Below are 24951 nucleotides of genomic sequence, written 5' to 3'. Positions count from 1 at the left end.
GCCGCGCAGCAGACTGGACCCGTGCCCCGGCGGTGGGCCGCACGCTGATGAGGGAGGTGGTGGATGAGCGTCGAGCCGGAGGCAAGCCCGGTGGTGACGGTGCTGTCGTTCGTACTCTTGGCGATCCTCATTGCTTTCACGTTCGTGGCCGACGGCCCCCTGGTGAAGGAGCTCGTCCTGTGCGGGGTCGCCGCCGGCTGGATGCTCGGCATGCTCGTGGCACCCCGGTCGTGGCGTTCGAGCCTGCCGGTGACGGCCGTCTTCCTCGGCGTGCTGACCGCGATCACGCTGATCCTCGTGGTCGAAGCCCCCTGGTTCGGTTGCTTCACGCCCGTGCTGTATGTGTACGCGTTCCGGCTCCTGCCGTGGCCCTGGCTGGTGCCCGGCGTCGCCGCGGCGGCGGTGGTCGCCGGGACCGCGCAGGCCTACGGCGTGGACAAGACCACGGTCGCCGGGGTGCTGAGCTACCTCGCCGTCCTCGCCGCCAACATCGGGCCGATGTGCGCCTTCGCCTGGTTCGCCTGGCGCGGCGACGAACGGAACCGGCAACGGGAGGAGGCCTTGCGTGAGCTGGCCGAAGCCAACTTGAGGCTGGAGGCGAGCCTGGCCGAGAACGCCGCCCTACACGAGCAACTGCTCGCCCGTGCGCGCGAAACCGCCGTGCACGGCGAGCGCGAACGGATGGCCAGGGAAATCCACGACACGCTGGCGCAGGGTCTCACCGGGATCATCACGCAGTTGCAGGCGGCCGAGCACGATCCGGACTCCTGGCGGCGGCGCACCACGGCGGCGACGGCGCTGGCGAGGGAAAGCCTGACCGAAGCCCGGCGTTCGGTGCACGCGCTCCGGCCCGAACCCCTGCGGACGTCGCGGCTGGGCGAGGCGCTGGACGGTGTCGCGGAACGATGGTCGGCGCTGCACGGCGTCGCGGTGCGGGTCACCACGACCGGGACCGCGGTGCCGCTGTCCCCCGAGACCGAGGTCGCGTTGCTGCGGACCGCGCAGGAGGCACTGGCGAACGTCGCCAACCACGCCCGCGCGACCCGCGCCGGCGTGACGCTGTCGTACTTGGAAGGTGAGGTGGCCGTGGACGTCCGGGACGACGGCAGGGGGTTCGATCCGCTGAGCCCCCGGGGCGACACCACAGGGACCGGCTTCGGCCTCACCTCGATGCGGCAACGGATCGAAAGTCTCGCGGGAACGCTGCGGATCGAGTCGGAACCGGGCGGGGGCACCGGGATCTCCGCGTGCGTCCCGCTGGGAGGAGCCCATGCCTGAGTCACCGATCCGGCTGCTCATCGCCGACGATCACCCCGTCGTCCGCGATGGTCTGAGCAGCATGTTCGCCCGCGATCCGGGCTTCGATGTCGTCGGCGAAGCCACCGACGGCGCCGAAGCGGTCCGGCTCGCCGAGAACCTGCGCCCGGACGTCATCCTGATGGATCTGCGGATGCCGGGAACGGACGGCGTCACCGCGATCGGCGAGCTGGCCGAGAGGGGAAACCCGGCGCGAGTACTCGTCCTGACCACCTACGACGCCGACACGCATGTGCTGCCCGCCATCGAAGCCGGTGCGACGGGCTACCTGCTCAAGGACGCGCCCCGTGACGAACTGCTCCGAGCCGTCCGCGCGGCCGCCCGGGGCGAGGCCGTGCTCGCGCCGTCGGTCGCGGCCACGCTGATGGACCGGATGCGCACGCCCGCGCCGGGACCGCTCAGCGAGCGGGAACTGGAGGTGCTGCGGCTGGTGGCGGCCGGGAACACCAACCGGGAGGCCGCCGCGGGGCTGTTCATCACCGAAGCGACCGTGAAGTCCCATTTGCTGAACATCTACGGAAAGCTGGGCGTCGGTGACCGGGCCGCCGCGGTGGCGGAGGCCTTCCACCTGAGGCTGCTGAAACCCAAGGGTCAGTGAGCGGACCGGTACTTGCCTACTTACGCGTGACCAGGGCGAAGGTGCGGTGCGGGAGTCGAGGGGGTCGCTCCGGTCTCGGAGCTTGATGCCACCCCACAACCCCGCGGACGGCAGCCGAGCGGGGAAGCAGATACAGGTCCACCAGAACCCGAACCGCCACTCGCGAACCCCTCGGGCGGACCGGCGCGATGACAGACCACCAAGCTCGCGCCCGTGCACGACACCTCTGCTTCATCCCTCAATAACGTGCCCATTTCCCGGTTTCGTAGAAAGCACGACTAAAATCAACGCGGTGTGCCGTCCTAGTGCGACCCTCGCGGTCTGGTCTTCGGCGTGGCTGAACGGAGCCGCCGCCTCCGACGACGTCCTTGACGCCCTTCAGGTCTGGGGCGAAGCCCACGACGTCGTCGCCGCGGATGCCGCGGCCGCCGAGGCGTTCGACCTGCCGCTGGCGTTCAACCGCGCGGCGACTCCGGTCCAGTTGCTCCTCGCCCTGCGCTCACAGGGCGCGAAGAGCCTCCACCTGCTCCTCCCGGTGCCCGGTGACGTCCGCGGCCTCGGCGGTGGCGGCCCGTTCACCGAGGCCGCGCTGCGGACCGGCGAGGCCGTCGTCCTGCCGGATCTCGGCTACGGGCTCGTCCCGGAGGCGATCGCCGAGGGGTTGATGCGGTGGACCGTCTATTCGGTGCCGACGCCGGGTGTCCTCGAGTACCGGCCGCTCGGCGAGTCGGAACACGGCCTGACCGACGCGATCCGCGCGAGCGCCGGCGCGCTGCAGTCACTCGACGTCGCCCGCGACCGGCCGGGAGTGCGGGCTGAACTCTCGGCGCGGCTGCGGTCGGCCACCGACGCGCCCTGGCCCGCCGGGATGCCCAGCCGGTCGCTGCGCGTGCTGCAACGGGCGGAGGAGATCGCGGCGATCCTCGCGATCGCCGAGTCCGACGACCCGGGCGGCGCGCTGTCGGCGTCGGCGGCGCTGCGACGGGCCGAGGCGTTGCGGCCGCTGGCCGACGCCGTCCGGGGTGCCCGATACGCGGCGATCAACGAAGCGGTGCGGGTGTTCGCGGACCAGGCTGACCGCCACCCGTAGCCAGCACTTTCCCGGCATATCGGACCGACCACAGCGAAAGCCCGCCGATGACGGCGATGAGCAGGACCACGCTGAGGCCGTTCATCACGTCGGCCGACAAGGTGTAGACCAGCGGCACCCGCACCACGGCCTCCAGGAGCAGGGCCACTCCCCACACCGCGGACATCCGGGTGAACGCGCGACGGAAGCCGGGCACCTCGCCGGCGAGCCGGTCGATCTCGGCGCGTTTGGCCACGCTCGACCCGGCACGCACGGCGATGAGCATCATCGGAGTGCGGCTGAAACAGCTCACCAGCAGCACGATCCCCGCGGTCGCGGTACCGAAGGACTCTTTCAGCAACAAGAATCTCGCGTCACCGGTGAACAGCGAAAGGACGAGCCCGACGCCGAGGACGCCGGCCAGCAACGCGGCGAAGCCGTCGAACGAGCGGTCCCGGACGGCGGCCCAGGCGATCCGGAAAGCGGCTATCGCGGCTCCCGCCAGCAGCGAGACCTGCTCGCTCTGTCCGGCGAGCCGGAGCCCGTAGTAGGCGGCCAAGGGCAGCGCGACGTCCCAGAGCAGGAGCGTGAGCGCCGGGTTCCGGCTGCCTCGCGCGGTCACGACGGCGCTTTCCCGATGGCTTCGCAGTCGGCCAGGAAAGTCAGCACACGCGCGTTGACCTCCGCCGCCGCTTCCCCCGCGATGGCATGGGTCGCCGACGGCCACAGTTCGACCTGTCCCCGCGGCAGCAGGTCCCGGGCGCGCGCGGCCGCACGCGCCGGACGATGAATGACGCTGCGCCCGGCCACCAGGGCCAGCACGGGCATCCGCAGCGAACGCAACTGGTCGTCGGTGATCAACCGGGGTGACGGCAGGGCGATGCGGTAGGTCCGCATTCCTTCGTCGATCACCCGCGCGACCGGATCGGTGGCATCGACCTCCGCACCTCCGGAAATCCAGCGGAGGAAGGAGGGCCGGGCCCATCGGTCGACGACGGGGATCACGGAGAGCGTGGCGCGGACGACCAATCCCGCGGTCAGTCCGCCGAACGTCAGCACGGGATCGATGAGCGTGACCGACTTCAGCCGTTCCGGCGCTCGCGCGGCGAAGTTGGCCGCGAGCCAGCCACCGAACGAGTACCCCATCAGGTGCACGGCCGTCAGATCGAGTTCCGCGAGCACCGTCCCGAGCCACGCGGCTTGATCCGCGCCATCGCGAATGGGGGCCGTCTGTTCGCTGCGCCCGGGCTCGCCGATGAGGTCCACGGCGAAGACCTCGCCGTGCCGGAGCAGCGCCTCGATGTTGGGTGCCCACATCACCGCGGTACCCGCGCGCCCGGGCAGCAGCACGATCGGCGTGCCGCCCGGCCGCCCGAACCGGTACACCCGCGCCACCCCGAACGCCGTCGGGATGTCATGGATCCCGGCCGGCGCGGGCAAAGCCGCCAGACCTCGTTCGTAGACGACCTCGTATTCGGCTCGCGCCTCCGGCGAGGAGAAACCGCCCACCTTCATTCGCACCCCTCCTTTTACGGTACGATCGGATTGTAAAGCAGTTGGTGACAAGTTTGCAATCCGATCGGACCGCAAAGGAGGCGGGGTTGCCCAAACGAGTCGATCACGAGGAACGGCGGCGGCAGATCGCCGCAGCCGTCCGCCGCATCGCGGCCGACCGGGGACTCGAAGCGGTCAGCCTGAACGAGGTCGCGGCCGAAGCCGGCATCTCGAAGGGGTTCGTCCAGCACTACTTCGCGTCGAGGGACGACATGCTGCGCTACGCGGCGACGACCTTGCGAGGCGGAGTCGAGGAGCGCATCGCCACGGCCGGCGAACCCGGCGTCCGGGATCTGCTCGTCGCACTGCTCCCCCTCGACGACGCCGCCCGGAACGACGCGCTGGTGGCCAACGCCTTCCTGGTGCGCGCGCTCAAGGACCCGGAGATCGCCGGCCACTTCCGGACCGGCCACGGCCAGCTCCGCGACGCGGTGGCGGCCATGCTAGCGGCCGCACGGGACAACGGCGCTCTCGTGTCCACTGTGGACCCGCCCGCCGAGGCCGTCTCACTCCTGGCCCTGGTGTCCGGCCTGGGAGACGCGGTGTTGCTGGGCTATCAGACCGGCGAGGAGGCCATCGCCCTGATCGACCTGCACCTGTCACGGATCACCGCCACGCGAAGGAAAGCCCGATGAACCGCCGCGCCGCGCCGGCCCTCGCCGCCGCATCGATCGTCCTGCTCAGCGCATGCGGGCCGCGATACGACGAGGCCAGCACGGAACCCGTACCGAGCCCGGCCCCCACCTCGGCGGCCGACCGCGGGGAATCTCCGCGCGAACTCGCGGGCAAAGTCCAGTACGAGATCAAGGGACGGGCGGAGGACATGATCGGCGGGCCGAATCCCGGCCTCACCCTCCAGTGCGGCGAGTTCTCCGGCAGTTCCCTGAGCTGCTCGGCGCGGTTCAAGGACCAGACAGTCCAGATCGACGCCCGGATCTACGACTATTACCCCGGCAAAGCCATGGACACCTACAAGCAGGACATCACCGCGAAGGCGCGCTTCCTCGTCCGGGAAGAAGTGCACCGGGAGTTCCACGAATCGATCATGGCCTTCCAGAACGGCGACCCGCTCGACGCCGACGACGTGCTCCGCTGCGACAAGATCCCGGAGGTCACGACGGTGCGGCTGGGCGTCGACGACGAACTGGTCGACACAGGGATCCGCTGTTACCACTACGGCGGGACGCTGACCACGACGAAGCAGCTGAAGGTCAGCTCGCGGAGCATAGGCTTCTACCACTGATCGCCTCGTGAGTGGTACGGACGGTTCTAACCGTCCGTACCACTCACGAGGGGCGACCGACTACGGACGCGCGGGGCGCTTCGCAGGCTCGCAGCAGCCCACAGCGCAGGGCGCGCCGTTCACCGTGCACCCGGCGGCCGGGAACGGCGACAACTTCCGCGCCGGAACCCCCTCCGTGTGCTCACGGATCAGCTCGACGACCAGCTCCGCGAAGCGCGGATCGGTGTCCGGAGTCGCTGCCCGCGCGAACCCCATGCCGTGTTCGGCGGCCCGCTCGGCGGCCTCGTTGTCGAGGTCCCAAATCACTTCGAGGTGGTCGGACACGAAGCCCACCGGGCAGACCACCACCGAAGTGACGCCGTCCGCGTGCAACGCGTCGATGTGGTCGACGATGTCCGGCTCCAGCCACGGCACCTGCGGCGGGCCGGAGCGCGACTGCCAGACGACGTCGTAGGTCTCGATGCCCGCCTCGGCCGCGACGAGACGGGCGGCCTCGGCGATCTGGCGCGAGTAGCGGTGGCCGCCTTCGGAGGGCGGCCCGGACGCGGCGTCGGCCGAGTCCGGCACCGAGTGGGCGCAGAAGACCGTCCTGGTTCCGGGCAGGTTCCCCAGTTTCGCGTGCGCGGCGCGAACGGCGTCGGCGAAGGCGGCGATGAACAGCGGGTGGTCGAAGAACTGCCGCAGCTTCACCAGTTCCGGCGCACCGTCGCCGACCGACGCGCGGGCGCGCTCGATGTCCTCGTCGTACTGACGGCAGGCGGAGTAGCCGCCGTACGCGCTCGTGGGGAACACCAGGACACGCTGAGCGCCCGCTTTGGTGATCTCCGCCAGCGTCTCCTCGACCATCGGCCGCCAGTTGCGGTTGCCGAAGTGGACGGGCAGGTCGATCCCCGCCGCGGCGAGTTGCTTCTCCACCGCGGAGATCGCGTCCCGGTTCAGGCGGTTGATCGGCGAAACCCCGCCGAAGTGCTGATAGTGCTCGGAGACCTCGAGCAGCCGTTCCCTCGGGACCCCCCGGCCCCGCGTGACGTTCTCCAGGAACGGCATCACTTCGTCGGGCCCCTCGGGACCACCGAACGAAAGCCAAAGCAGCGCGTCATAACCCACCCTGCCATCTTGCCGCTGTGGCGCCCCGCACGCTGACCCGGCCCGTTTTGAACTGAGCGATCCAAAACCTGGTACGGTCGTTCCCATGGCCAGGCCGAAGGAATTCGACGAGCGCGCCGCGGTCGGGCGCGCCATGGACGCGTTCTGGGTTCGCGGCTACGAGGGCACGTCGACCCAGGCCCTCTGCGAAGCCACCGGCCTGGGCCGCAGCAGCATCTACAACACCTTCAGCAGCAAGCACGAACTGTTCATGCGCGCGCTCGATCACTACGCGGAGCGCGGGATCGCGGCCAGGACGGCACTGCTGGAGGACGCCGTGACCGGCGTCGAGCGGTTCCGGTCGCTGTTCTCGTACACGATCGACGAGGAAGTCGCCCACCAAGGCCGGGGCTGCCTCGTCGTCAACACCGTGGCCGAGTTCGGTGACCGTGATCCCAAGATCAAAGCGCGGATCGACGCCGACACCAAACGACACCTCGTCCTTCTCTCGGCCTGCGCCAGAGAAGGACAGATCGACGGGACCGTCGACGGCTCCCGCAAGCCGGAAGACCTCGCCGAGTTCGCGCACAGCACCGTGGCCGGACTCCGCCTGATGTCCCGGCGCGGCGCCGACCGGACTGCGATGGAAGCGGTCGCGGGCATCGCACTGGACGCGATCGCCGCGAAGTAACCGAAACAAGCCCCTGTGCGCAACGCTGCCCAAATTTTGGACTGATCAATACAAAACTGGAGGGAAGACCCGTGCCTTTGGCAGTCTGCGTACTCGGACTGAGCGTGTTCGCGCTCGGCACGTCCGAGTTCATGATCACCGGTCTGCTGCCGGGGATGGCGGCCGATCTGAACGTCGGCATCCCGGAGGCCGGGCTGCTCATCTCCGCCTTCGCGATCGGCATGGTCGTCGGTGCTCCCCTGCTGGCGATCGCGACGTTGAGGGTGCCGAGGCGCGCCACCCTGATGACCCTGCTCGTCGTCTTCGGGCTCTCGCACGTCGTCGGCGCGCTGGGCACGGGATACGCGCTGCTCTTCGCGACCCGCGTCGTCAGCGCCGTCGCCTGCGCCGGTTTCTGGGCGGTCGCGGCGGCCACCGCGGTCGCGCTGGTCCCGGTGGAACGCCGTGGCCGCGCGCTGGCCATCCTGGTCGGCGGGCTCACCATCGCGAACATCGCCGGCGTGCCCGCCGGGACCTTCCTCGGCCAGCACGCGGGCTGGCGGGCGGCGTTCTGGGCGGTCACGGCGCTGACCGTCGTCGCGTTGATCGGCGTCTTCGCCCTCGTCCCGGAAACCCAGAACGGCGACGACAAAACCGACGTCGCGACCGAGCTCCGCCTGTACCGCGGCGGCCGGTTCTGGCTGGCACTCGGCGTGATCGCCTTCGCCCAGGCGATGATCTTCGCGACCTTCAGCTACCTCGCTCCCCTGCTGACCGAAGTCGCCGGACTGCCGGAGAGCTGGGTGCCGGGAGTGCTCTCCCTGTTCGGGCTCGGCGCGCTGATCGGCATCACCGTCGGCGGGCGGCTCGCCGACGCGAGGCCTTTCGCCACCCTCTACGGAGGCCTCGCCCTCGCCCTGCTCGCCCTCGCCCTGCTCGCCCTGGTCCTGCTCGCGCTCTCCGGCCCGGCGACCCCGGTCGCGATCTTCGCCGTCTTCCTGTTCGGCGTCGCGGGCTTCGGGGTCAACCCCGCTTTGAACGTCCGCGCCTTCGCCGTGGCGGGCAACGCGCCCACCCTCGTCGGCGCGAGCACGACAGCCGCGTTCAACGTCGGCAACACCGTCGGCCCGTGGCTCGGCGGCGAGTCGATCGACGCCGGACTCGGCTATCCCAGCGTCGCGTGGGTGAGCGTCGGGCTCGGGGTCGCCACAGTGCTCACGCTCACCTTCGCCGCCGGTGTCCAGCGTACCGACGACACCCGACTGCTCCGCGAACCCGTTACCCAGTAAGGAGAAATCATGACCGACCGAACACGATCCACTTTGGACGAATTCTTCCGCCGGATGTCCACAGGGGACACCGATGGCGCGGCGGACCTCTTCGCCGACACCGTCGAGTGGGACATCCCCGGCGCGACCGAGCTGGTCCCGTGGATCGGCCCGCGCCGGAACCCGGCGGAGATCCGCGAGTTCTACGACCTGCTCGACAAGGGCCTCATCAAGGACCGGTTCGAGATCGAACGCGTCCTCGTCGACGGGCCGCACGCGGTCGCGATCGGCCGCCTGCGCTCGATCATCCGCAGCACCGGCAAGGTCATCGACTCCGCCTTCACCATCCAATTCGAGGTGAACGACGAGGGCGCGATCACCAAGTACCTGCTGCTCGAGGACTCCTGGCACGTCGCGAACGCCGTCCTCCCCTGAAACGCGTGAAGGCCCCCTGCCCTCGGTTCAGCCGAGGAAAGGGGGCCTTCACGCGCGAAAAGGACCTCAGAAACCGGTCGCGTGCAGACCGCCGTCGACCATGATCATCGAGCCGGTGGTCGCGGGCAGCCAGTCCGACAGCACGGCGCAGACGGACTTCGCCGTCGGGTCCGGGTCGGAGCTGTCCCAGCCGAGCGGGGCGCGGTCGCCCCAGCCGTTCTCCAGGTCGGAGAACCCGGGGATCGACTTCGCGGCCATGGTCTTCATCGGGCCGGCGCTGACCAGGTTGACCCGGATGCCCTGCGGGCCCAGGTCGCGGGCCAGATACCGGTTGACCGACTCCAGCGCCGCCTTCGCCACGCCCATCCAGTTGTAGGCGGGCCACGCGACGCGCGCATCGAAGTCCATACCGACGATCGACGAGCCACGCGAAAGCAGCGGCAGGGTCGCGACCGCGAGGGACTTGAAGGAGTACGCCGAGACGTCGACGGCCACCTTCACGTCCTCGCTGGGGGCGTCGAGGAACGGCGCGCCCAGGCAGGACTGCGGGGCGAACCCGATCGAGTGCAGCACGCCGTCGAGCCCGTCGACGTGCTCACGGACCCGGTCGGCGAGCGAGTCGAGGTGCTCCTGGTTGGTGACGTCCAGCTCCAGCACCGGCGCCTCCTCGGGGAGACGCTTGGCGATGCGCTCGACGAGCGACAGCCTGCCGAAGCCGGTGAGCACGACCTTCGCGCCCTCCTGCTGCGCGATCTTGGCCGCGTGGAACGCGAGCGAGGCGTCGGTGATGACGCCGGTGATCAGCAGGCGCTTGCCTTCGAGCAGTCCTGGCACGGGACCTCCAGTCCGGAATGATGCGGTCGGTAAGGGAAAACGGGGGACGTCAGTGGCCCATGCCGAGGCCGCCGTCGACCGGCAGCACCGCGCCGTTGACGTAACCGGCCTCTTCGGAGGCGAGGTAGCGGACGGCGGCGGCGATCTCCGACGGCTCGGCGTACCGGCCGGAGGGAATCTGGGCGAGGATCTCCTTCTTGCGGTCCTCGCCGAGCTCGTCGGTCATGTCCGTGGCGACGAACCCGGGGGCGATGACGTTCGAGGTGATGTTGCGCGAGCCCAGCTCACGCGCGAGCGAACGGGCGAGACCGACGAGACCGGCCTTGCTCGCCGCGTAGTTGACCTGGCCCGCCGACCCGGTGAGGCCGACGACGGACGAGATGAAGATGTAGCGGCCCCACTTCCCGCGCAGCATGCCGCGGGAGGCGCGCTTGGCGACCCGGTACGCGCCGGTGAGGTTGGCGTCCACCACGCGGGTGAACTGCTCCTCGCTCATGCGCATGAGCAGGGTGTCGTCGGTCATGCCCGCGTTGGCGACGAGGACCTCGACCGGACCCTGGTGCTCCTCGACGAGTTTGAAGGCGGCGTCGATCTGCTCGGCGTCGGTGACGTCGGCCTGCACCCCGAAGAGGCCTTCGGGCGCGCCGGAACCGCGGTGCGTGATCGCGACCTGGTGTCCCTGCGCCGCGAGGTCCTTCGCGATCGCCAAACCGATGCCGCGGTTGCCGCCGGTGACCAGTACCGACCGTCCCACAGAGCTCTCCTCGCCTCGTCTTCGTCCCGCTGACGCCCTGAGGTTATCGGCTCACCCGGGACCGGCCGGAGCCGCGCCACCCCTACCTCCGGGTAACCGCGACCGTCCTAAGCGGATGTTAGGAACCGGGCCGGGACCTTGCCCCGTCGTCACGGATTGTTCACCGTGAGCCGGAACACAGGAGGTCAAAGATGACAACCCGGATCGGTGAAACGTCGCCGCCCGTAAGCGAGAGGCGAGTCGTCGGCAACGTGCTGCGCGGCTCGATCGGCAACCTGGTCGAGTGGTACGACTGGTACGCCTACGCCGCCTTCACCACGTACTTCGCGAAGTCCTTCTTCCCCACCAAGGACACGACGGCGGCCTTCCTCGGCACCGCGGCGGTGTTCGCCGTCGGATTCCTCATGCGGCCGCTCGGCGGGTGGATGCTGGGCCGGTTCGCCGACCGGTTCGGGCGACGAAGCGCACTCGTGCTTTCCGTCACGTTGATGGCCGCCGGGTCGCTGATGATCGCGCTGACCCCGACCTACGCCACGATCGGCATCGCCGCGCCGATTCTGCTGCTGGTCGCCCGGCTCATCCAAGGGCTCTCGGTCGGCGGCGAGTATTCGACCTCCGCGACCTATCTGTCCGAAGTGGCCACTCCCGGCAAACGCGGGTTCTACTCCAGCTTCCAGTACGTGACGCTGTACGGCGGCCAGTTGCTGGCGCTCGGCCTCCAGCTGCTGCTGCAGGCCGTCCTCACCGAGCAGCAGCTGACCTCGTGGGGCTGGCGGATCGCGTTCGTCGTCGGCGCGCTGGCCGCGGTCGTGGTGATGTTCCTGCGCCGCGGGATGGACGAATCGGCCAGCTTCGAGGAGGCCAAGGCGTCCGGCACCGGCAAGGACGCGGGTGACAAGGGCACGCTGCGCGCGCTGATCAAGTACCCCAAGGAAATCGCCCTCGTCGTCGGCCTCACGCTCGGCGGCACGGTCTCCTTCTACACCTTCGCCACCTACAGCCAGAAGTTCATGGAGAACACCGCGGGCATCCCGCGCCGGACGGTCACGCTGATCCTGTTCTGCGCGATCCTCGTCGCCGCGATCCTGCAGCCGTTCGCGGGCAAGCTCTCCGACCGCATCGGCCGCCGCCCGCTGCTGATGTTCTTCGGGATCGCGGGCACGCTGCTGACCGTCCCGATCATGACGCTGATGGGCGGGACCCAGGAGCCGGTGCTCGCCTTCCTGCTGATGCTCGCCGGCCTGGTGATCGTCACCGGGTACACCTCGATCAACGCGATCGTGAAGGCCGAGCTGTTCCCGACGAAGATCCGCGCCATCGGCGTCGGCCTCCCCTACGCGCTCACGGTGGCGATCTTCGGCGGCACCGCCGAGCTCATCGCGCAGGCGTTGAAGGGGGCGGGCCACGAATCGGTGTTCTTCTTCTACGTCGCGGGCTGTGTCCTGGTGTCGCTCATCGTCTACGGCACAATGCGGGAAACCTCGAAGACCTCGGAGCTCGAGAAGAAGCCGGAGCCCGAGCTGGTTTCCGGCCGAGAAGGCTAGGCGGAAGGGAATGGCCGTGCGGGTGCTGCTCGTCGAAGACGACACCAGCGTCGCCGACGCGCTCGCCGAGACACTGCAGACGCGCGGCCACACCGTCTCCCACGCGATCCGGGGCTGCGACGCGCTGCACCGGCACCGCGAAGCCGACGTGATCCTGCTGGACCTCGGCCTGCCCGACATGGACGGGCTCGACGTCCTCAGGAAGGTACGTCAGGTGTCGCTGGTGCCGGTGCTGGTCCTCACCGCGCGCGGGGACGAGCGGTCCGTGGTGCGCGGGCTGCGGCTCGGCGCCGACGACTACCTGACCAAACCCGTCCGCCTCGCCGAACTGCTGGCGAGGATGGACGCGGTCGTGCGCCGCGCCGCCGTCTCGTCCACGCCGCAGGACGACGTCGTCCGCGTCGAGGACGTCGAAATCGACCTCGCGGCACGGCGGGTGCTGGTCGGCGGGAACGACATCGGGCTCACGACCAAGGAGTTCGCCGTCCTGGCTGTGCTCGCCGCGCGGCCCGGCACCGCGGTGAGCAGGCAACAGCTGATGGACGAGGTCTGGGGCGACGCGTACCTCGCCGTCTCCCGCTCGCTCGACGTGCACCTGACCCAGCTGCGCGCGAAACTCGACCGGCCGGGGCTGCTGACCACGATCCGGGGTTTCGGCTACCGCTTCGGCCGGGACTGACCGGTGCGTGCCCGGCTGCTGGTCGTCCTCGTCGCGCTCGCGCTGACCGTGGTCGCCGCGTTCGCGATCCCGCTGTTCGGCTCGACCGCCGCCCAGCGGACCCAGCAGCTGGTCATCGCCCGCAACGCCGACGTCGACCGGTTCGTCGTCCTCGCCCAGCAGGCCGTCGACGCCGGTGACCCGACCGCGCTGGGGGTCGACGCGGCGCGGTATTCGTCGTTATACGGCGAAGCCGTCGTGGTGGTCGACGCGCGCGGGATGCCGCTGGTGGAAACCGGTGGGATGACCGCCGCGGAGCCGGTGGTCCGCTCGCTCGTCGAGTCCGCGCTGCGCAACCAGCCCGCGAAAGGCCCCGAACAGCTGAGCCCGTGGTCGGTGGATCCGGTCTATTTCGCCCGTCCGGTCGGCACCGGGACCCGGGTGGCCGGGGTGGTCGTGCTGCGGGCGTCGGTGACCACGGCGGCGGCCGACGTCGCCACCCGCTGGGCCGCGATCGTCGCGGGCGCGGTGCTGGTCGCGGCGGTGTTCGTGCTGCTCGCGGTCCTGCTGGCGCGGTGGATGGTGCGGCCGCTGCACGAACTGGAGACCGGCGTGCGGGCGGTGACCGGCGGGCACCGCGCGCAGGTTCCCGACAAAGCCGGGCCGAGGGAGCTGCGCTCGCTCGCGACGTCGTTCAACCGAATGTCCGACGCCGTCGTCGAAGCGTCCGAACAGCAGCGACGGCTCGTCGCGGACGCGTCGCACCAGCTGCGGAACCCCATGGCGGCCTTGCGGTTGCGCGTGGATTCACTGGCCGCGCAGATCGACGGCGACGGCCAGCGGACCTACCGGGCGACCGTCGCGGAGGTCGAACGCCTGGAGTCCCTGCTCGACGGGCTGCTCGCGCTGGCGCTCGCCGAAAGCGCCGCGACCCGGCTCGCCGCGGGCGAAGCCGACGACGAACCCTGCGATCTTCCTTCCGTGCTCGCCGAACGGGTCGACGCGTGGCGTCCGTCGGCCGACGACGCCGGAGTCGGCCTCCCCGCCGCCGAGGGCCACCACCCGCCGGTTCCGGTGCGGTGCACCGAAGGCGATCTCGCCCAGGTGCTGGATGTCCTGCTGGACAACGCGGTGCACTACGCGGGCCGGGGCGCGACCATCACCACCGGCTACGAGACCGGCGACGCGACCGCCACGGTCTTCGTGTCCGACAACGGCCCTGGACTGTCCACAGAGGACCGTGAACGCGCGACCGAGCGGTTCTGGCGTGCCGGTGGCGACGGAGCGCCGCGGGGAACGGGGCTCGGACTCGCGATCGCGAACCAGCACGTGCTCGCCCGCGGCGGGAAACTCGAGCTACGGGCAGCGGAACCGCACGGGCTCGAAGTCCGCGTCGAACTTCCCCTCTCCACCGGGGAGACGCCATGACCGTCACCAGGCGTACCGCGCTCCTCGCCGGGCTGGCCACGCTCGCGGGCTGCTCGACGGCGGGCTACCAGGGCCCGGAACGAGAGGTCGTCATCGCGGCGGGCGAGAGCGGCGGTTTCTATCTCGCCTTCGCGGAGCTGCTGGCCCAGCAGCTGAACAGGGCGGAATCGCGGCTGCGCGCCACGGCTGTCGCGACCGAGGCCAGCGTCGAGAACCTGCGACGGCTGCGGGACGGCCGGGCCGATCTCGGTCTCGTCCTCGGTGACGTCGCCGAATCCGCCTTCGCCGGTGCGGAGCCGTTCTCCGTCCCGATCGCTTTCTCGGCCATCGGCCGCGTCTACGAGAACTACCACCAGCTCGTGGTCCGCGCGGACGGTGGCGTGCGCTCACTCGCCGACCTGGCCGGGCGGCCGGTCGCGATGGGCGCGAGCGGATCCGGGGTCGCGGTGTTCAGCACCCGGCTGTTCGCCCGCGCCCAAATCCCGGTGAACGCGAAGAACCTCCTGCTCGGGGAGGCGATCAACGCGCTGGTGGCGCACGAGGTCGACGCGCTGTTCTGGTCCGGCGGGATCCCCACGCCCGCGCTGACCGAGTTGAACCGGACCACCCCGATCACCCTTCTCCCGCTCGACGCCCACCTTCCCGCTTTGCGCGCGGGCCACGGCCCGGTGTACGACCTGGTCCACGTCCCGGCGCAGGCCTATCAGGGAGTCGGCGAACTGCGGACGATCGGCGTCGCGAACCTCCTTTTGGCGGCTCCTTCCCTGCCCGACGACGTCGCGGCCGCCGTCGCGCGGGTGCTGGCCGCGCACGCCGCCGACCTCGTCCCGGCACCCGCCGTCGGGACCCAGTTCCTCGACGTCCGGACGCTGATCGGGACCGGCAAGGTGCCGCTGCACCCTGGTGCCGCGTCGGCCTACCGTGCCCTGCACGGGTGATCGGGGCTCCACCTCCAGAGGGATGCGCGTCACCCGGTGGCGCTGCCATGGTCGGAAGGGAGGCGGTCGTCGGACCGCCCCGATCCGGAAGGACTCCAGCAGTGTCATCGAGACACACCAGGGTGGTGCGGGGTTCGGCGCTCGTCGCGGGCCTCGCGCTCGCCGGCGGGCTCGCCACCGCCGCCCCCGCCGTCGCGGCGGAGCAGGTCAGACTCACCGCACCCGCCCTCACCGGCCAGTACGAGGTCGGCACCACCGACCTCCACCTCGTCGACCGGTCCCGGCCCGATCCGTGGAAACCGGACCGGCGCCGGGAGGTCATGGCCACCGTCACCTACCCGGCGGACCGGTTCGCCCACGGCCCGCAAGCACCGTGGCTGACGCCGGGTATGAGCGCCGTCATCGACCAGGCGCTGGCGAACCCGAACGACCTCGATGTCCCGGTCGGCTCCGTCGACTGGACGTCGTCGAAGCGGCGGGCCGAGATCGGCGTCCCGGCGGCGCCCGGCGCACCAAAGCCGGTCGTGCTCTTCTCCCCCGGCTTCGGGGGACCTCGAGAGACGTACTCGGCGATCGTCGACGACCTCGCGAGCCGCGGCTACGTGGTCGTCTCGCTCTCGCACACCTACGAGAGCGCCGCGGTCGAGTTCCCCGGCGGGCGACTCGAAACGGCGCTCCCGCCGGGCGAGGGTCCCGAATTCATGAAGAAGGCGCTCGACGCGCGAGTCGGCGACAGCCGGTTCGTCCTCGACCAGCTCGCGAAGATCACTCGGGGGCAGAACCCGGACGCGGAGAACCGGCCGCTCCCTCGCGGGCTCGGTTGGTCGCTCGACCTGTCGAAGGTCGGTGCCTACGGGCATTCCTACGGCGGGTTCACGGCGGGCGAGACGATGGTCCACGACCGCCGGGTCGACGCCGGGATCAACCTGGACGGCGCGATGGCGACGGCGTTCGGCTACCCGCCGGGAAGCGCCTACATCCCCGGAGAGGTGACGAAGCGCGGTCTGGACCGGCCGTTCCTGCTGATGGGCGCCGAAGGTGTCGGTCCGGACGGGAAGCCGCTCGAGCACACGCACCGCACCCTGGAATTCGACCGCAGCTGGGCGGATTTCTGGGCCAACCAGCGAGGCTGGAAGCGGGACCTGCTCCTGCGCGGCGGCAGCACGCACATGTCCTACAGCGATCTGCAGGTCGTCGTGCCGCAGCTCGGCGCGCTGGTGACGCCGGAGAAGCGGAAGGCGTCCATCGGCACCATCGATCCCCGTCGTTCGCTCGCCGCGCAGCGGGACTACATCGGCGCGTTCTTCGATCTGCACCTGAAGGGCCGTGACCGGCACCTGTTCGACGGGGAATCCCCGCGGCACCCGAATATCGACTTCATCGAGTAGGACTGAAGGGGACTTTCCCCGCATACCATCGGGCGAAGGGCGCTTTCACCGCATGCGATGCGGTGAAAGCGTCCTTCAGCTCCTACATTGGCAGGGTGACCGAGCCACGGAAACCGATCGTCGAAATGCCGCTCCGCGTGCGCTACCACGAGTGCGACGGACAGGGCATCGTCTTCAACGCGAACTACCTCGCCTACGTGGACATGGCCATGTTCGAGGTGGAAAGAACCCTCTACGGCTCCCACGAAGCGGCGCTGGCCCTCGGTGTCGACGTCGTCGTCGCCGAATCGAACCTCCGCTACCGCGCGCCTTGCCGCTACGACGACGAACTGGTCGTCTCGGCGTTCCTGAACCATCTCGGAACCACGTCGCTGATCATCGACTTCGAGATCGGCCGCGACGGCACGGTGTGCACCGAAGCGACCAACCGTTACGTCTTCGTCGATCCGGCGACGCTCAAGAAGGCGGCGCCACCCGCGGTCGTGCGCGAGGTGTACGCCGCCCTCCTGCCCGCTCAGGCGGACTGAACGCCGGGGCGCCGGTCCTCGACGACGTAGCTGGCCCGCGTGCTGATCGGCGCGCCGGGGGTGTTGACGAACGGCACCACCCGGAAGTCGCTGCGCCAGCGCTGCCGGTTGACGTTGACCCGGACGTACCCGCGCTGGTTGTTGAAGAACTTCATGTGCGGGTTGGCCTTCAGCAGGTTCTCGCCGGCGGGCGTCATGTCTGCGCCGTTGCCGCCGCTGGTGATCGACGTCCCGACGAACTCGCTCGCCACGGTGGGCGAACCCGGGTCGCCGAAGTCGCGTTTGAGGTCCCAGGCGTAGTTCTGGTGCCTGTCGCCGGTGATGACCACCAGGTTCCGCACGCCCCGGTCCTGCGCCGCGGCGAGCACGCGGTCGCGGTCGGCGACGTAGCCGTCCCACGGGTCGAGGTAGACGTTGGTGGCGGCGCCCGCGTCGGTGTCGGTCTGGCCCATCGGCGCCTGGTTGCCCAGGATCTGCCAGCGAGCGCGGGACCGGGAGAAACCGTCGAGCAGCCAACGCCGCTGCTCCGAACCGAGCAGGGTGCGGTCCTCGTCGAACCGCTCGGTGCAGTTCGCCGACTGGCCGTCGCCGCACGGCTGGTCGTCGCGGTACTGGCGGGTGTCGAGCATGGTGAAGTCGGCGAGCGTGCCGTAGCTCAGGCGCCGGTGAAGACGCGCGTCCGGCCCCTTCGGCAGCTGGGCGATGCGGTACGGCAGGTGCTCGTACATCGCCTGGAAGGCCTGCGCGCGCCGCTGGCGGAACACCGCCGGGTCCTGGTCGGGCTCGTTGTCGGCCTGGGAGAGGTCGCCCGCCCAGTTGTTCTCCACCTCGTGGTCGTCGTTGACGTGGATCCACGGGAAGGCGGCGTGGGCGGCCATCAGCGGCGCTTCGGACTTGTAGAGCGCGTACTGGAGCCGGTAGCGCGCGAGGTCGAAGGTCTCGCCCTTGAACTGCGACCCGACCGGAGTTCCGCGGCCGACCCCCGTGACGCCGCTTTCGTAGAGGTAGTCGCCCAGGTGCACGACCAGGTCGAGATCCTCGGCCGCCATGTGGTCGTAGGCGGTGAAGTGCCCCGCCTCCCAGCTCTGGCAGGACGCGAACGCGAAGTTCAGCTCGCGCGGCGACGACCACGCGACCGGCGCCGTCCGGGTGCGGCCGACGGGCGAGATCTCGCCGCCCGTGCGAAAACGGTAAAAGTACTGGTGATCCGGCGCGAGGCCGTGGATCTCGGGGTGCACGGAGTGGCCGAGTTCGGGAGCGGCGACCACGGAACCGCGGCGGATCACGGCACGGAAGCGCTCGTCCAGCGAGACCTCGTACTCGACGCGAACGGGCTTGCGGGGCATCCCGCCGAAGCCATCGGCCTCGTAGGGCTTCGGCGCGAGCCTGGTCCAGAGCACCACACCGCCGGGCAACGGGTCACCCGACGCGACGCCCAGGGTGAAGGGATTTCCGGAGCCGCTCGCGAGCGGCATCGCGCCGGCGGCGTTCCAGGCACCGGTCCCCAGCAGGACGGCGGCCGCGCCTGCGGAGCCATAACCGAGGAAGCGACGCCGCGACAGGGGGTGAGGGAGCGAAGGCATGAAGCCCTCCTGTGGTGGGATGGTCACGGGCGGCCTCATGCTCGTCCGCGTATATGGCCTCCCGGCCGCCCTCAGGCGAAGCGCCCGTGAACGAAAGACGATCAACCCTCGTGTTCCGCATCCTGTTCTACCGCCCGGAAATCCCGCCCAACACGGGCAACGCGATCCGCTTGACCGCGAACACCGGCTGCGAGCTCCACCTGGTGGAGCCGCTCGGTTTCACGCTGGAGGACAAGCAGCTGCGCCGCGCCGGCCTCGACTACCACGACCTCGCGCGCGTCCACGTCCACGCGGACCTCGACGCGGCCTGGGCGGCTCTGCTGCCCGCCCGGGTCTTCGCGTTCAGCGCCTCCGCGACACGGCTGCACACCGACGTCGCGTACGAGCCCGGAGACGTGCTGATGTTCGGTCCGGAGTCGGCGGGACTGCCCCTCGACGTCCAGGAGTCCTCCCAGGTGACCGACCGGGTGCGGCTGCCGATGCTGCCGTCGAGCCGGTCGCTGAACCTTGCGAACACCGCGGCGATCAGCGTTTACGAGGCTTGGCGGCAGAACGGCTTCGCGACTCCCTGACCGCTTCCCCCAATGCTATGAAAGGCCCGTTACTTGCAAATTTTGCAAGTAACGGGCCTTTCATAGCACGCCCGGGGGCAGGATCTACGGCAGTCGTTGACCCAAGAAGAGCGAAGCGGCGGCGCCGATCATCAGCACCAGCGTCCCGAGGATCACCCAAGGACGACTCGCGTCGGCGTCCTTCAGCTCATACCCGATCTGCTCACCGAGGTCGTCGTACACGCGTTTCAGCTCGTCCGCGCTCGCCGCCTTGTAGAAGTCGCCGCCCGAGAGCCGCGCGATCTCCTCCAGCGATTCGTCGTCGACCTTCACGTCCTGCGGTTTGCCGTCGATGTCGACCGAGCCGTGCGTGGTCCCGAACGAGATCGACGAGATCGGCACCTGAGCCTGCTTCGCCGCCTGCGCGGCCGTGTAGCCGCCTCGCGGTGCGTACAGGTCGTCCGGGACGGTCTGCTTGCCGTCGCTCATCAGGACGATGCGGGCGGGCGGCGGGCCTTCCGCGCCGCCGACGATCGCCGAGAAGCTCTCGATCGACTGCAGCGCGGCGAAGATCCCTTCGCCGGTGGCGGTCGACTGCGCCAGCTTGAGGTTGTCGATCGCCTTCACGACACCGCCGCGATCGGTGGTCGGCGCGACCAGCACGGTCGCCGTCCCCGCGAAGGAGATCAGCCCGAGGTTCACCCCGGGCGTCATGTTCTGTGCGAACGAGCGCGCCGACTCCTGGGCCGCCTTCAGCCGGGTCGGGGCGACGTCGGTGGCTTCCATCGACAGCGAGGTGTCGATCACCAGCATCACGGTGGCCCGGTTGCGGGGCACCTTCTGCTCGGCCGTCGGCCCGGCGAGCGCGACGGTGAGCACCAGCAGCGAGAGCACGATCAGGATGGCGGGAACGTGCCGCACCCAGCCCTGGCTCTTCGGCGCGACCTTGTCCAGCAGCTCCAGGTTGGCGAACCGCATCGTGCGCTTGCGCCGCGCGCGCTGGGAAAGCACGTAGCCCACGGCCACCGCGGCGACCGCCAGCAGCAACAGGAACCACCACGGCGACGCGAATCCGGTCAGGCTCACGCGACACCACCGGACCAGCGGCGCTTGCGGGCCACCACGAACCGGACCATGTCCGCGATCCAGTCCGAATCGGTGCGCAGCACCAGATGCGCCGCACCGGCGCGGCGCAGCGCGGCCGCGACCTCCTGCCGGTGAGCATGCGCCGCGGCGCCGAATTCCTTGCGCAGCAAGGCCGAAGCGTGCACTTCGCGCTGTTTCCCTGTCTCCGGGTCGGCCAGCACGACGGTGCCCACGTCGGGCAGGTCGATGTCGCGCGGGTCGAGGACTTCGATGGCGATGAGGTCGTGGTGCCCGCCGAGCGCGCGCAACGGGCGCTGCCACTCGGTGTCGCCGAGGAAGTCGGAGATCACGACGGCGAGCCCGCGACGGCGGGGCGGACGGCGCAGTTTCTCCAGTGCCGCGGCGAGATCCCCGCGGACACCTTCCTCGGCACGCGGGGTCTCGGCGAGCTTGCGGACCAGCCCCCGCGCGTGCGGGAGCCCGCCGCGCGCCGGGATCCGCGTGATGCTGCCCGCCCCGTTGGAGACGAGCGCGCCGATCCGGTTGCCGCCTCCGCCGGTCAGATGGGCGACCGCGGCCGTCGCGCAGACGACCAGGTCGCGCTTCTCGCACAGCGCGGTCCCGAAGTCGAGGCTCGCGGACACGTCCGCCACGAGCCACGTCTCCAGCTCACGGTCGGCGACGGTCTCCCGGATGTGCGGGCTCGTCGTCCGCGCGGTGACCGCCCAGTCCATCCGGCGGACGTCGTCACCGGGCTGGTACGGCCGGGCCTCCCCCGGTTCCGAACCCGGCCCCGGCACCAGGCCGAGATGGTTTCCCTGCAGCAGACCGTCGAGACGGCGGCGCACGTCGAGTTCGAGCGTGCGCAGGCCCGCCTCCATCCGCTCCCCGCGGAGTACCGGCGGTGCCCAGGAAGGACGTTCGCCCTTCTCGTTCTTCACGCTTCGTCCTTACCTGACCGGTGCGCCGGCCGGGACCGGGCCGCCCTGCCCGGTGCCGCCCTGCGGACGGGCCGAGACCTGCGGCAGCGGCACGGTCTGCAGCACCCGCGTGATGATGTGGTCGATGGGGACGCCGTCGGCCAGTGCGTCGTAAGACAGCACGAGCCGGTGACGCAGCACGTCGGGAACGACGTCGACGACGTCCTGCGGCAGCACGTAGTCACGGCCGCGGACCAGCGCCAGCGCCCGCGAGGCGGCGATGATGCCGAGGCTGGCACGCGGCGAGGCACCGTAGGACACCCAGCCCGCGACGTCGGCGAGGCCGTGGTCGTTCGGGGTACGGGTGGTGAGCACGAGGCGGACGACGTAGTCGACCAGCGCGTGGTGCACGAACACCTGCGAGGCGACGTTCTGGAGCCGGACCAGCTCGCTGGGGCTCAGCACCTCCTGCGGCGTGGGCGCGGTGACACCCATCCGGTAGATGATCTCCCGCTCTTCCTCGGCGGTCGGGTACTCGACGACGATCTTGAACAGGAACCGGTCGCGCTGCGCCTCGGGCAGCGGGTACACGCCCTCGTTCTCGATCGGGTTCTGCGTGGCGAGCACGAGGAACGGGTCGGGCATCTGGAACGTCTGGCCGCCGATCGACACGTGCCGCTCGGCCATCACCTCGAGCATCGCCGACTGCACCTTCGCGGGCGCGCGGTTGATCTCGTCGGCGAGCACGAAGTTCGCCACCACCGGGCCGAGCTCGACGTCGAACCGCTCGGCGCCCTGGCGGTAGATCCGGGTGCCGAGGATGTCGGCCGGGACCAGGTCCGGGGTGAACTGCACCCGCGAGAACGAGCCGCCGACCACTCGCGCGAAGGTCTCGACGGCGAGGGTCTTCGCGACACCGGGCACACCTTCGAGCAGGAGATGGCCCCTGGCCAGCAAGCCGACCAGCATCCGCTCGACCAGCCTGTCCTGGCCGACGATGATCCGCTTGACCTCGAACACGGTCCGCTCCAGCAACTGGGCGTCCCGCGCCGGCGTTCCGGGCTGCTGCTGCGCGCCGTCGGCGTAGCCGGGCTCGGTCACTCGTGCCTCCTGTGTTCCCCGCTTGCGTTCTTGCGTCCGGATGTGACCGTAGTGGTCGGTGGCACAGCCGTTCGTGAAGGTAGCCAACCCGACCACCGGTATGACGGCTGTGAAGGGCCTCGGTCTACTCTCCCGAACCCCGCCCCTTCCGGAATTCCACCAGGTCGTCCCACGCCTGCCGTGGGTGCATGGCCATCCGCTGCCGGACGGCGGCGAGCCGGTGCAACCCGGGGCTCAGCCGGTCACCGGTCAGCGTGTCGTCGAAGACTTCCAGCACCGTCGCGCAGAACAGCACGAAACAGCCGCTGTGCCATCGCAGATCGCTGATCGGCGCGGCGGTGTCCTCTTCGGTCCGCACCAGGCGGCCGGCGATCTCGGCCAGTTCCTCCGGTGCGTCGGTTCCCGGGATACCGAGCAGATCCGTGGTCAACGCGACCAGTTCCGGCGACCGTTCCAGGGTGGCCGCGGTAGCGGTGAAGGCCCGGGTCTTGCCGGTCAACTCCCCGGCGACGAGGCTCCGCGCGACGACCGCCAAGGACGGCTGGTAGATCTCGCTCGCGAGATCCGCCATTTCGACGGCGCAGCGTTTGAGGTCGCGCGGCAAGCCGCCCGAAAGACAGTGCGCCAGATAGCAGAACTGCTCGGAGACCCCCCGCAACCGCAAGGCGATCCAGAGCCTGCTTTCGTCCAAAGTGAACGGTTCGAGCCGCACCATCTCCGAGAACGCGCTGTCGAAGGCGTCACGGACGCCGAGCCCGCGCTGTTCGAAACCGAGAACGGCGTCGTCCGAAACGGACACGAAGAACAGGCATCCTGGGACGTCGAAGACACCTTTCACGTCGTTGATGAACTGGTGCGCCTTGTCGGGCTCCCCGATCTTGTCCAGTTCGTCGATCGCGATCACGACTCGCCCAGCGAGGTTCACCGCGGCGAGTTCGGCGAACTCCCGGAACTTGTCCACGACCTCCGGATGGGTGAGTTGCTGCTCGGCGCGCTGAGTCGACCACGTCCGGCCGGCTTCCCCCTTCAGCGGCATGCTGAGCTTCCCGGACCATCCGGTCGTGTAGGTCTGCAAGAACCGGATCCGATCGAGCTGCTGTTCGGTGACGCGCCGGAAGCCCGCCAGGTGGACATCGCGGCGGCGCGCGATCAGCAGGCGCGTGACCGTGGCACCGGCGGCCAGTACACCGATCACGAGCCGCAGCAGGAACATCGACACCAACCCGAGCGCGATGAGCCGTGCTGTCGGCTGGCCTGTCCACAGCTGCTGAAGCGTCACGCGTCCGTTCACGACCTCGACCGCCAACGTCCCGAGGTCCTGCGCCGCCGTCCCGCCCCACAGGAGCCGGACGGCGACCGCCACCACTCCCCAGAACACCAGGAACGCCAACGACGTCCGGAGCAACCGCCCGAACGCCGCCCGCCGCCGAAGACGGCCGGGCACGGCTCGCGATCCCTTCGAGATCTTCGCCAGCACCGCCTTGCAGAGCAGCGCGTGCAGGTGCAGCACGAAGTCCCGTGCCTCGTACGCGGCGGGCGCGGAGGCGACCACGACCAGCGGTGCCGCCTGATCGGATCGGCTCAGCAAACCCTGTTCCAGCGACCGGATCGACGTGGTCTTGCCGGTCCCCCGGTGCCCGGCCAGTGCGACGGCCACCGACTCCGCCCGGTCGACGATCCGGCGAAGCCGCTTCACCGCGGCGGTCCGGACGAGACCCGCTTCCAGCTCCGCCGAGGCGTCGGGATCTTCGAAGACGAGGTTCACCCGGTCACGGATCCGCCGGTGATCGCGGATGTGGTCACGCAGCTCCGGCAGGACGATTTCGTGCAACACGAACTCCCACCGGTCACCCAGCCCGATCATCTCGGGATGGGCCCGGTCCGTCCCGCGTTCCCTGCCTTCGGTGACGAACAGACCGGGGATCCGGCGGCTGATGACCAGGACGGCCATCCCGATCACCGCCCCGAGTCCCAGTACCCCGACCAGCTGAAAGCCCAGAGGCATCGCCTGCCACGACAGCTGCAGGATCCGGAGGTAGCCCACCAGCAGGGCGCAGGTCACGGCCAGCCATCCTGCCTCCCGGAGGGTCATTTGCCGGAGCGGGAGCCGCCGGGGACGGTCGAAGACCACACCCGCCCGTTCCCGTTCCATCCGGATCCGCGCGAGAGCGGTGGCGCTGCCGAGGACGGCGTTCCTCGCGTCGTCGGCACGCAGACCTTCCCGATGGAGACCGGCGGCGATCTCCGGCTCGCCGAGCGCCTCGTCGAGTACGTCCTCCAGCGCGAGCAAAGACAACCAAGTGTCGAAATCCTCGATGAACCCTTCGCCGTCACGCAGGACGTCCGACTCGGTTTCGTCAAGATGGTGGTCGCTCACCGGCTTATGATGCCGAACCGCG

General features: G+C 70.0%; 25 protein-coding genes. 15 read left to right on the top strand and 10 right to left on the bottom strand.

Annotated elements, in window-relative coordinates; genetic code table 11:
* The first annotated feature begins 63 nt into the window (after window positions 1-63).
* The 3 genes from ACLJPX_RS04620 to ACLJPX_RS04610 all read left to right on the top strand — a co-directional run bounded on the left by ACLJPX_RS04620 (window position 64) and on the right by ACLJPX_RS04610 (window position 3005).
* The gene (locus tag ACLJPX_RS04620) at window positions 64-1278 is read left to right on the top strand and encodes a sensor histidine kinase (RefSeq protein ID WP_410598872.1); all 1215 of its coding nucleotides are present in this window, start codon (window positions 64-66) and stop codon (window positions 1276-1278) included.
* Window positions 1271-1915: a response regulator gene (locus tag ACLJPX_RS04615; protein WP_410598871.1), complete on the top strand. Its 645-nt coding sequence runs from the start codon at window positions 1271-1273 to the stop codon at window positions 1913-1915. Before ACLJPX_RS04620 ends, ACLJPX_RS04615 begins: the two co-directional genes overlap by 8 nt.
* A 292-nt stretch (window positions 1916-2207) precedes the next feature.
* Complete coding sequence (locus ACLJPX_RS04610) at window positions 2208-3005, top strand: hypothetical protein (protein ID WP_101607648.1); 798 nt, start codon at window positions 2208-2210, stop codon at window positions 3003-3005.
* Here ACLJPX_RS04610 and ACLJPX_RS04605 read toward each other — a convergent pair.
* A complete protein-coding gene (locus ACLJPX_RS04605) occupies window positions 2956-3606 on the bottom strand; it encodes a VC0807 family protein (RefSeq protein ID WP_410598870.1) in 651 nt (216 codons plus the stop codon). The two genes, ACLJPX_RS04610 and ACLJPX_RS04605, sit on opposite strands and share 50 nt — an antisense overlap.
* Window positions 3603-4499 (bottom strand): alpha/beta fold hydrolase, encoded by an 897-nt coding sequence (locus tag ACLJPX_RS04600; RefSeq protein WP_410598869.1) that lies wholly within the window; start codon window positions 4497-4499, stop codon window positions 3603-3605. Before ACLJPX_RS04600 ends, ACLJPX_RS04605 begins: the two co-directional genes overlap by 4 nt.
* A gap of 86 nt (window positions 4500-4585) precedes the next feature.
* Between ACLJPX_RS04600 and ACLJPX_RS04595 the strand changes: the two genes are divergently transcribed.
* Complete coding sequence (locus ACLJPX_RS04595) at window positions 4586-5173, top strand: TetR/AcrR family transcriptional regulator (RefSeq protein WP_410598868.1); 588 nt, start codon at window positions 4586-4588, stop codon at window positions 5171-5173.
* Complete coding sequence (locus tag ACLJPX_RS04590) at window positions 5170-5781, top strand: hypothetical protein (protein ID WP_410598867.1); 612 nt, start codon at window positions 5170-5172, stop codon at window positions 5779-5781. Before ACLJPX_RS04595 ends, ACLJPX_RS04590 begins: the two co-directional genes overlap by 4 nt.
* Window positions 5782-5841: 60 nt before the next feature.
* On the opposite strand, the gene ACLJPX_RS04585 is transcribed toward ACLJPX_RS04590, so the two are convergent.
* On the bottom strand, window positions 5842-6888 hold the full coding sequence (locus ACLJPX_RS04585; protein WP_410598866.1) for a ferrochelatase: 1047 nt from the start codon (window positions 6886-6888) through the stop codon (window positions 5842-5844).
* An 85-nt stretch (window positions 6889-6973) separates the two neighbouring features.
* Here ACLJPX_RS04585 and ACLJPX_RS04580 point away from each other — a divergent pair, with 85 nt between their 5' ends.
* The 3 genes from ACLJPX_RS04580 to ACLJPX_RS04570 all read left to right on the top strand — a co-directional run bounded on the left by ACLJPX_RS04580 (window position 6974) and on the right by ACLJPX_RS04570 (window position 9240).
* Window positions 6974-7558 (top strand): TetR/AcrR family transcriptional regulator, encoded by a 585-nt coding sequence (locus tag ACLJPX_RS04580; protein ID WP_410598865.1) that lies wholly within the window; start codon window positions 6974-6976, stop codon window positions 7556-7558.
* Between the two features lie 71 nt (window positions 7559-7629).
* Window positions 7630-8826 carry a Cmx/CmrA family chloramphenicol efflux MFS transporter gene (locus ACLJPX_RS04575; protein ID WP_410598864.1) on the top strand — a complete coding sequence of 399 codons (1197 nt, stop codon included), beginning with the start codon at window positions 7630-7632 and terminating at the stop codon, window positions 8824-8826.
* Window positions 8827-8835: 9 nt separating this feature from the next.
* Window positions 8836-9240 carry a nuclear transport factor 2 family protein gene (locus ACLJPX_RS04570; RefSeq protein ID WP_410598863.1) on the top strand — a complete coding sequence of 135 codons (405 nt, stop codon included), beginning with the start codon at window positions 8836-8838 and terminating at the stop codon, window positions 9238-9240.
* A 66-nt stretch (window positions 9241-9306) separates the two neighbouring features.
* Here ACLJPX_RS04570 and fabI read toward each other — a convergent pair whose 3' ends face one another.
* Together fabI and fabG are read right to left on the bottom strand one after the other, a co-directional pair.
* Complete coding sequence (fabI, locus tag ACLJPX_RS04565) at window positions 9307-10074, bottom strand: enoyl-ACP reductase FabI (protein WP_410598862.1); 768 nt, start codon at window positions 10072-10074, stop codon at window positions 9307-9309.
* Window positions 10075-10123: 49 nt separating this feature from the next.
* Complete coding sequence (fabG, locus tag ACLJPX_RS04560) at window positions 10124-10828, bottom strand: beta-ketoacyl-ACP reductase (protein ID WP_101607639.1); 705 nt, start codon at window positions 10826-10828, stop codon at window positions 10124-10126.
* Window positions 10829-11019: 191 nt separating this feature from the next.
* Here fabG and ACLJPX_RS04555 point away from each other — a divergent pair, with 191 nt between their 5' ends.
* From ACLJPX_RS04555 to ACLJPX_RS04530, 6 genes are all read left to right on the top strand, one after another.
* Window positions 11020-12372, top strand: a complete 1353-nt coding sequence (locus tag ACLJPX_RS04555; protein WP_410598861.1) for an MFS transporter — start codon at window positions 11020-11022, stop codon at window positions 12370-12372.
* Window positions 12373-12382: 10 nt separating this feature from the next.
* Window positions 12383-13051 (top strand): response regulator transcription factor, encoded by a 669-nt coding sequence (locus ACLJPX_RS04550; RefSeq protein ID WP_410598860.1) that lies wholly within the window; start codon window positions 12383-12385, stop codon window positions 13049-13051.
* A gap of 3 nt (window positions 13052-13054) precedes the next feature.
* Window positions 13055-14458: a sensor histidine kinase gene (locus ACLJPX_RS04545; protein WP_410598859.1), complete on the top strand. Its 1404-nt coding sequence runs from the start codon at window positions 13055-13057 to the stop codon at window positions 14456-14458.
* Window positions 14455-15396, top strand: a complete 942-nt coding sequence (locus ACLJPX_RS04540) for a TAXI family TRAP transporter solute-binding subunit (RefSeq protein ID WP_410598858.1) — start codon at window positions 14455-14457, stop codon at window positions 15394-15396. The genes ACLJPX_RS04545 and ACLJPX_RS04540 overlap by 4 nt, the downstream gene beginning before the upstream one ends.
* Window positions 15397-15497: 101 nt before the next feature.
* Window positions 15498-16784 (top strand): alpha/beta hydrolase family protein, encoded by a 1287-nt coding sequence (locus tag ACLJPX_RS04535; protein ID WP_410598857.1) that lies wholly within the window; start codon window positions 15498-15500, stop codon window positions 16782-16784.
* Window positions 16785-16879: 95 nt separating this feature from the next.
* Complete coding sequence (locus ACLJPX_RS04530) at window positions 16880-17311, top strand: acyl-CoA thioesterase (RefSeq protein WP_101607634.1); 432 nt, start codon at window positions 16880-16882, stop codon at window positions 17309-17311.
* Here the strand turns inward: ACLJPX_RS04530 and ACLJPX_RS04525 are convergent.
* Window positions 17299-18894, bottom strand: a complete 1596-nt coding sequence (locus tag ACLJPX_RS04525; protein WP_410598856.1) for an alkaline phosphatase D family protein — start codon at window positions 18892-18894, stop codon at window positions 17299-17301. The two genes, ACLJPX_RS04530 and ACLJPX_RS04525, sit on opposite strands and share 13 nt — an antisense overlap.
* A gap of 110 nt (window positions 18895-19004) precedes the next feature.
* On the opposite strand from ACLJPX_RS04525, the gene ACLJPX_RS04520 reads away from it, so the two are divergent.
* Window positions 19005-19466, top strand: a complete 462-nt coding sequence (locus tag ACLJPX_RS04520) for a tRNA (cytidine(34)-2'-O)-methyltransferase (protein WP_101607632.1) — start codon at window positions 19005-19007, stop codon at window positions 19464-19466.
* Between the two features lie 84 nt (window positions 19467-19550).
* Here the strand turns inward: ACLJPX_RS04520 and ACLJPX_RS04515 are convergent, their stop codons facing one another.
* The 4 genes from ACLJPX_RS04515 to ACLJPX_RS04500 form a co-directional block, all read right to left on the bottom strand.
* Window positions 19551-20531: a VWA domain-containing protein gene (locus ACLJPX_RS04515; RefSeq protein ID WP_410598855.1), complete on the bottom strand. Its 981-nt coding sequence runs from the start codon at window positions 20529-20531 to the stop codon at window positions 19551-19553.
* Window positions 20528-21412: a DUF58 domain-containing protein gene (locus ACLJPX_RS04510; protein WP_221473007.1), complete on the bottom strand. Its 885-nt coding sequence runs from the start codon at window positions 21410-21412 to the stop codon at window positions 20528-20530. The genes ACLJPX_RS04515 and ACLJPX_RS04510 overlap by 4 nt, the downstream gene beginning before the upstream one ends.
* A 69-nt stretch (window positions 21413-21481) precedes the next feature.
* Window positions 21482-22552, bottom strand: coding sequence for an AAA family ATPase (locus ACLJPX_RS04505; RefSeq protein WP_410598854.1), 1071 nt, complete (start codon window positions 22550-22552; stop codon window positions 21482-21484).
* Between the two features lie 124 nt (window positions 22553-22676).
* Entirely contained in the window at window positions 22677-24929 is a 2253-nt protein-coding gene (locus ACLJPX_RS04500; RefSeq protein ID WP_410598853.1) for a P-loop NTPase fold protein, read from the bottom strand.
* Window positions 24930-24951 lie beyond the last annotated feature (22 nt).

The organism is Amycolatopsis sp. lyj-90 (genome assembly GCF_046549035.1).
Lineage (GTDB): Bacteria > Actinomycetota > Actinomycetes > Mycobacteriales > Pseudonocardiaceae > Amycolatopsis.
The sequence above is the reverse complement of the archived record's forward strand: the minus strand, read 5'-3'. Positions and strand labels throughout refer to the sequence as shown.

Bases quoted from the DNA above. Each gene is read 5' to 3' on its own strand.
- ACLJPX_RS04620 (WP_410598872.1), top strand. From the start codon at position 64: ATGAGCGTCGAGCCGGAGGCAAGCCCGGTGGTGACGGTGCTGTCGTTC.
- ACLJPX_RS04615 (WP_410598871.1), top strand. From the start codon at position 1,271: ATGCCTGAGTCACCGATCCGGCTGCTCATCGCCGACGATCACCCCGTC.
- ACLJPX_RS04600 (WP_410598869.1), bottom strand. From the start codon at position 4,499: ATGAAGGTGGGCGGTTTCTCCTCGCCGGAGGCGCGAGCCGAATACGAG.
- ACLJPX_RS04590 (WP_410598867.1), top strand. From the start codon at position 5,170: ATGAACCGCCGCGCCGCGCCGGCCCTCGCCGCCGCATCGATCGTCCTG.
- ACLJPX_RS04580 (WP_410598865.1), top strand. From the start codon at position 6,974: ATGGCCAGGCCGAAGGAATTCGACGAGCGCGCCGCGGTCGGGCGCGCC.
- ACLJPX_RS04570 (WP_410598863.1), top strand. From the start codon at position 8,836: ATGACCGACCGAACACGATCCACTTTGGACGAATTCTTCCGCCGGATG.
- ACLJPX_RS04555 (WP_410598861.1), top strand. From the start codon at position 11,020: ATGACAACCCGGATCGGTGAAACGTCGCCGCCCGTAAGCGAGAGGCGA.
- ACLJPX_RS04550 (WP_410598860.1), top strand. From the start codon at position 12,383: ATGGCCGTGCGGGTGCTGCTCGTCGAAGACGACACCAGCGTCGCCGAC.
- ACLJPX_RS04540 (WP_410598858.1), top strand. From the start codon at position 14,455: ATGACCGTCACCAGGCGTACCGCGCTCCTCGCCGGGCTGGCCACGCTC.
- ACLJPX_RS04525 (WP_410598856.1), bottom strand. From the start codon at position 18,894: ATGCCTTCGCTCCCTCACCCCCTGTCGCGGCGTCGCTTCCTCGGTTAT.
- ACLJPX_RS04510 (WP_221473007.1), bottom strand. From the start codon at position 21,412: ATGGAGGCGGGCCTGCGCACGCTCGAACTCGACGTGCGCCGCCGTCTC.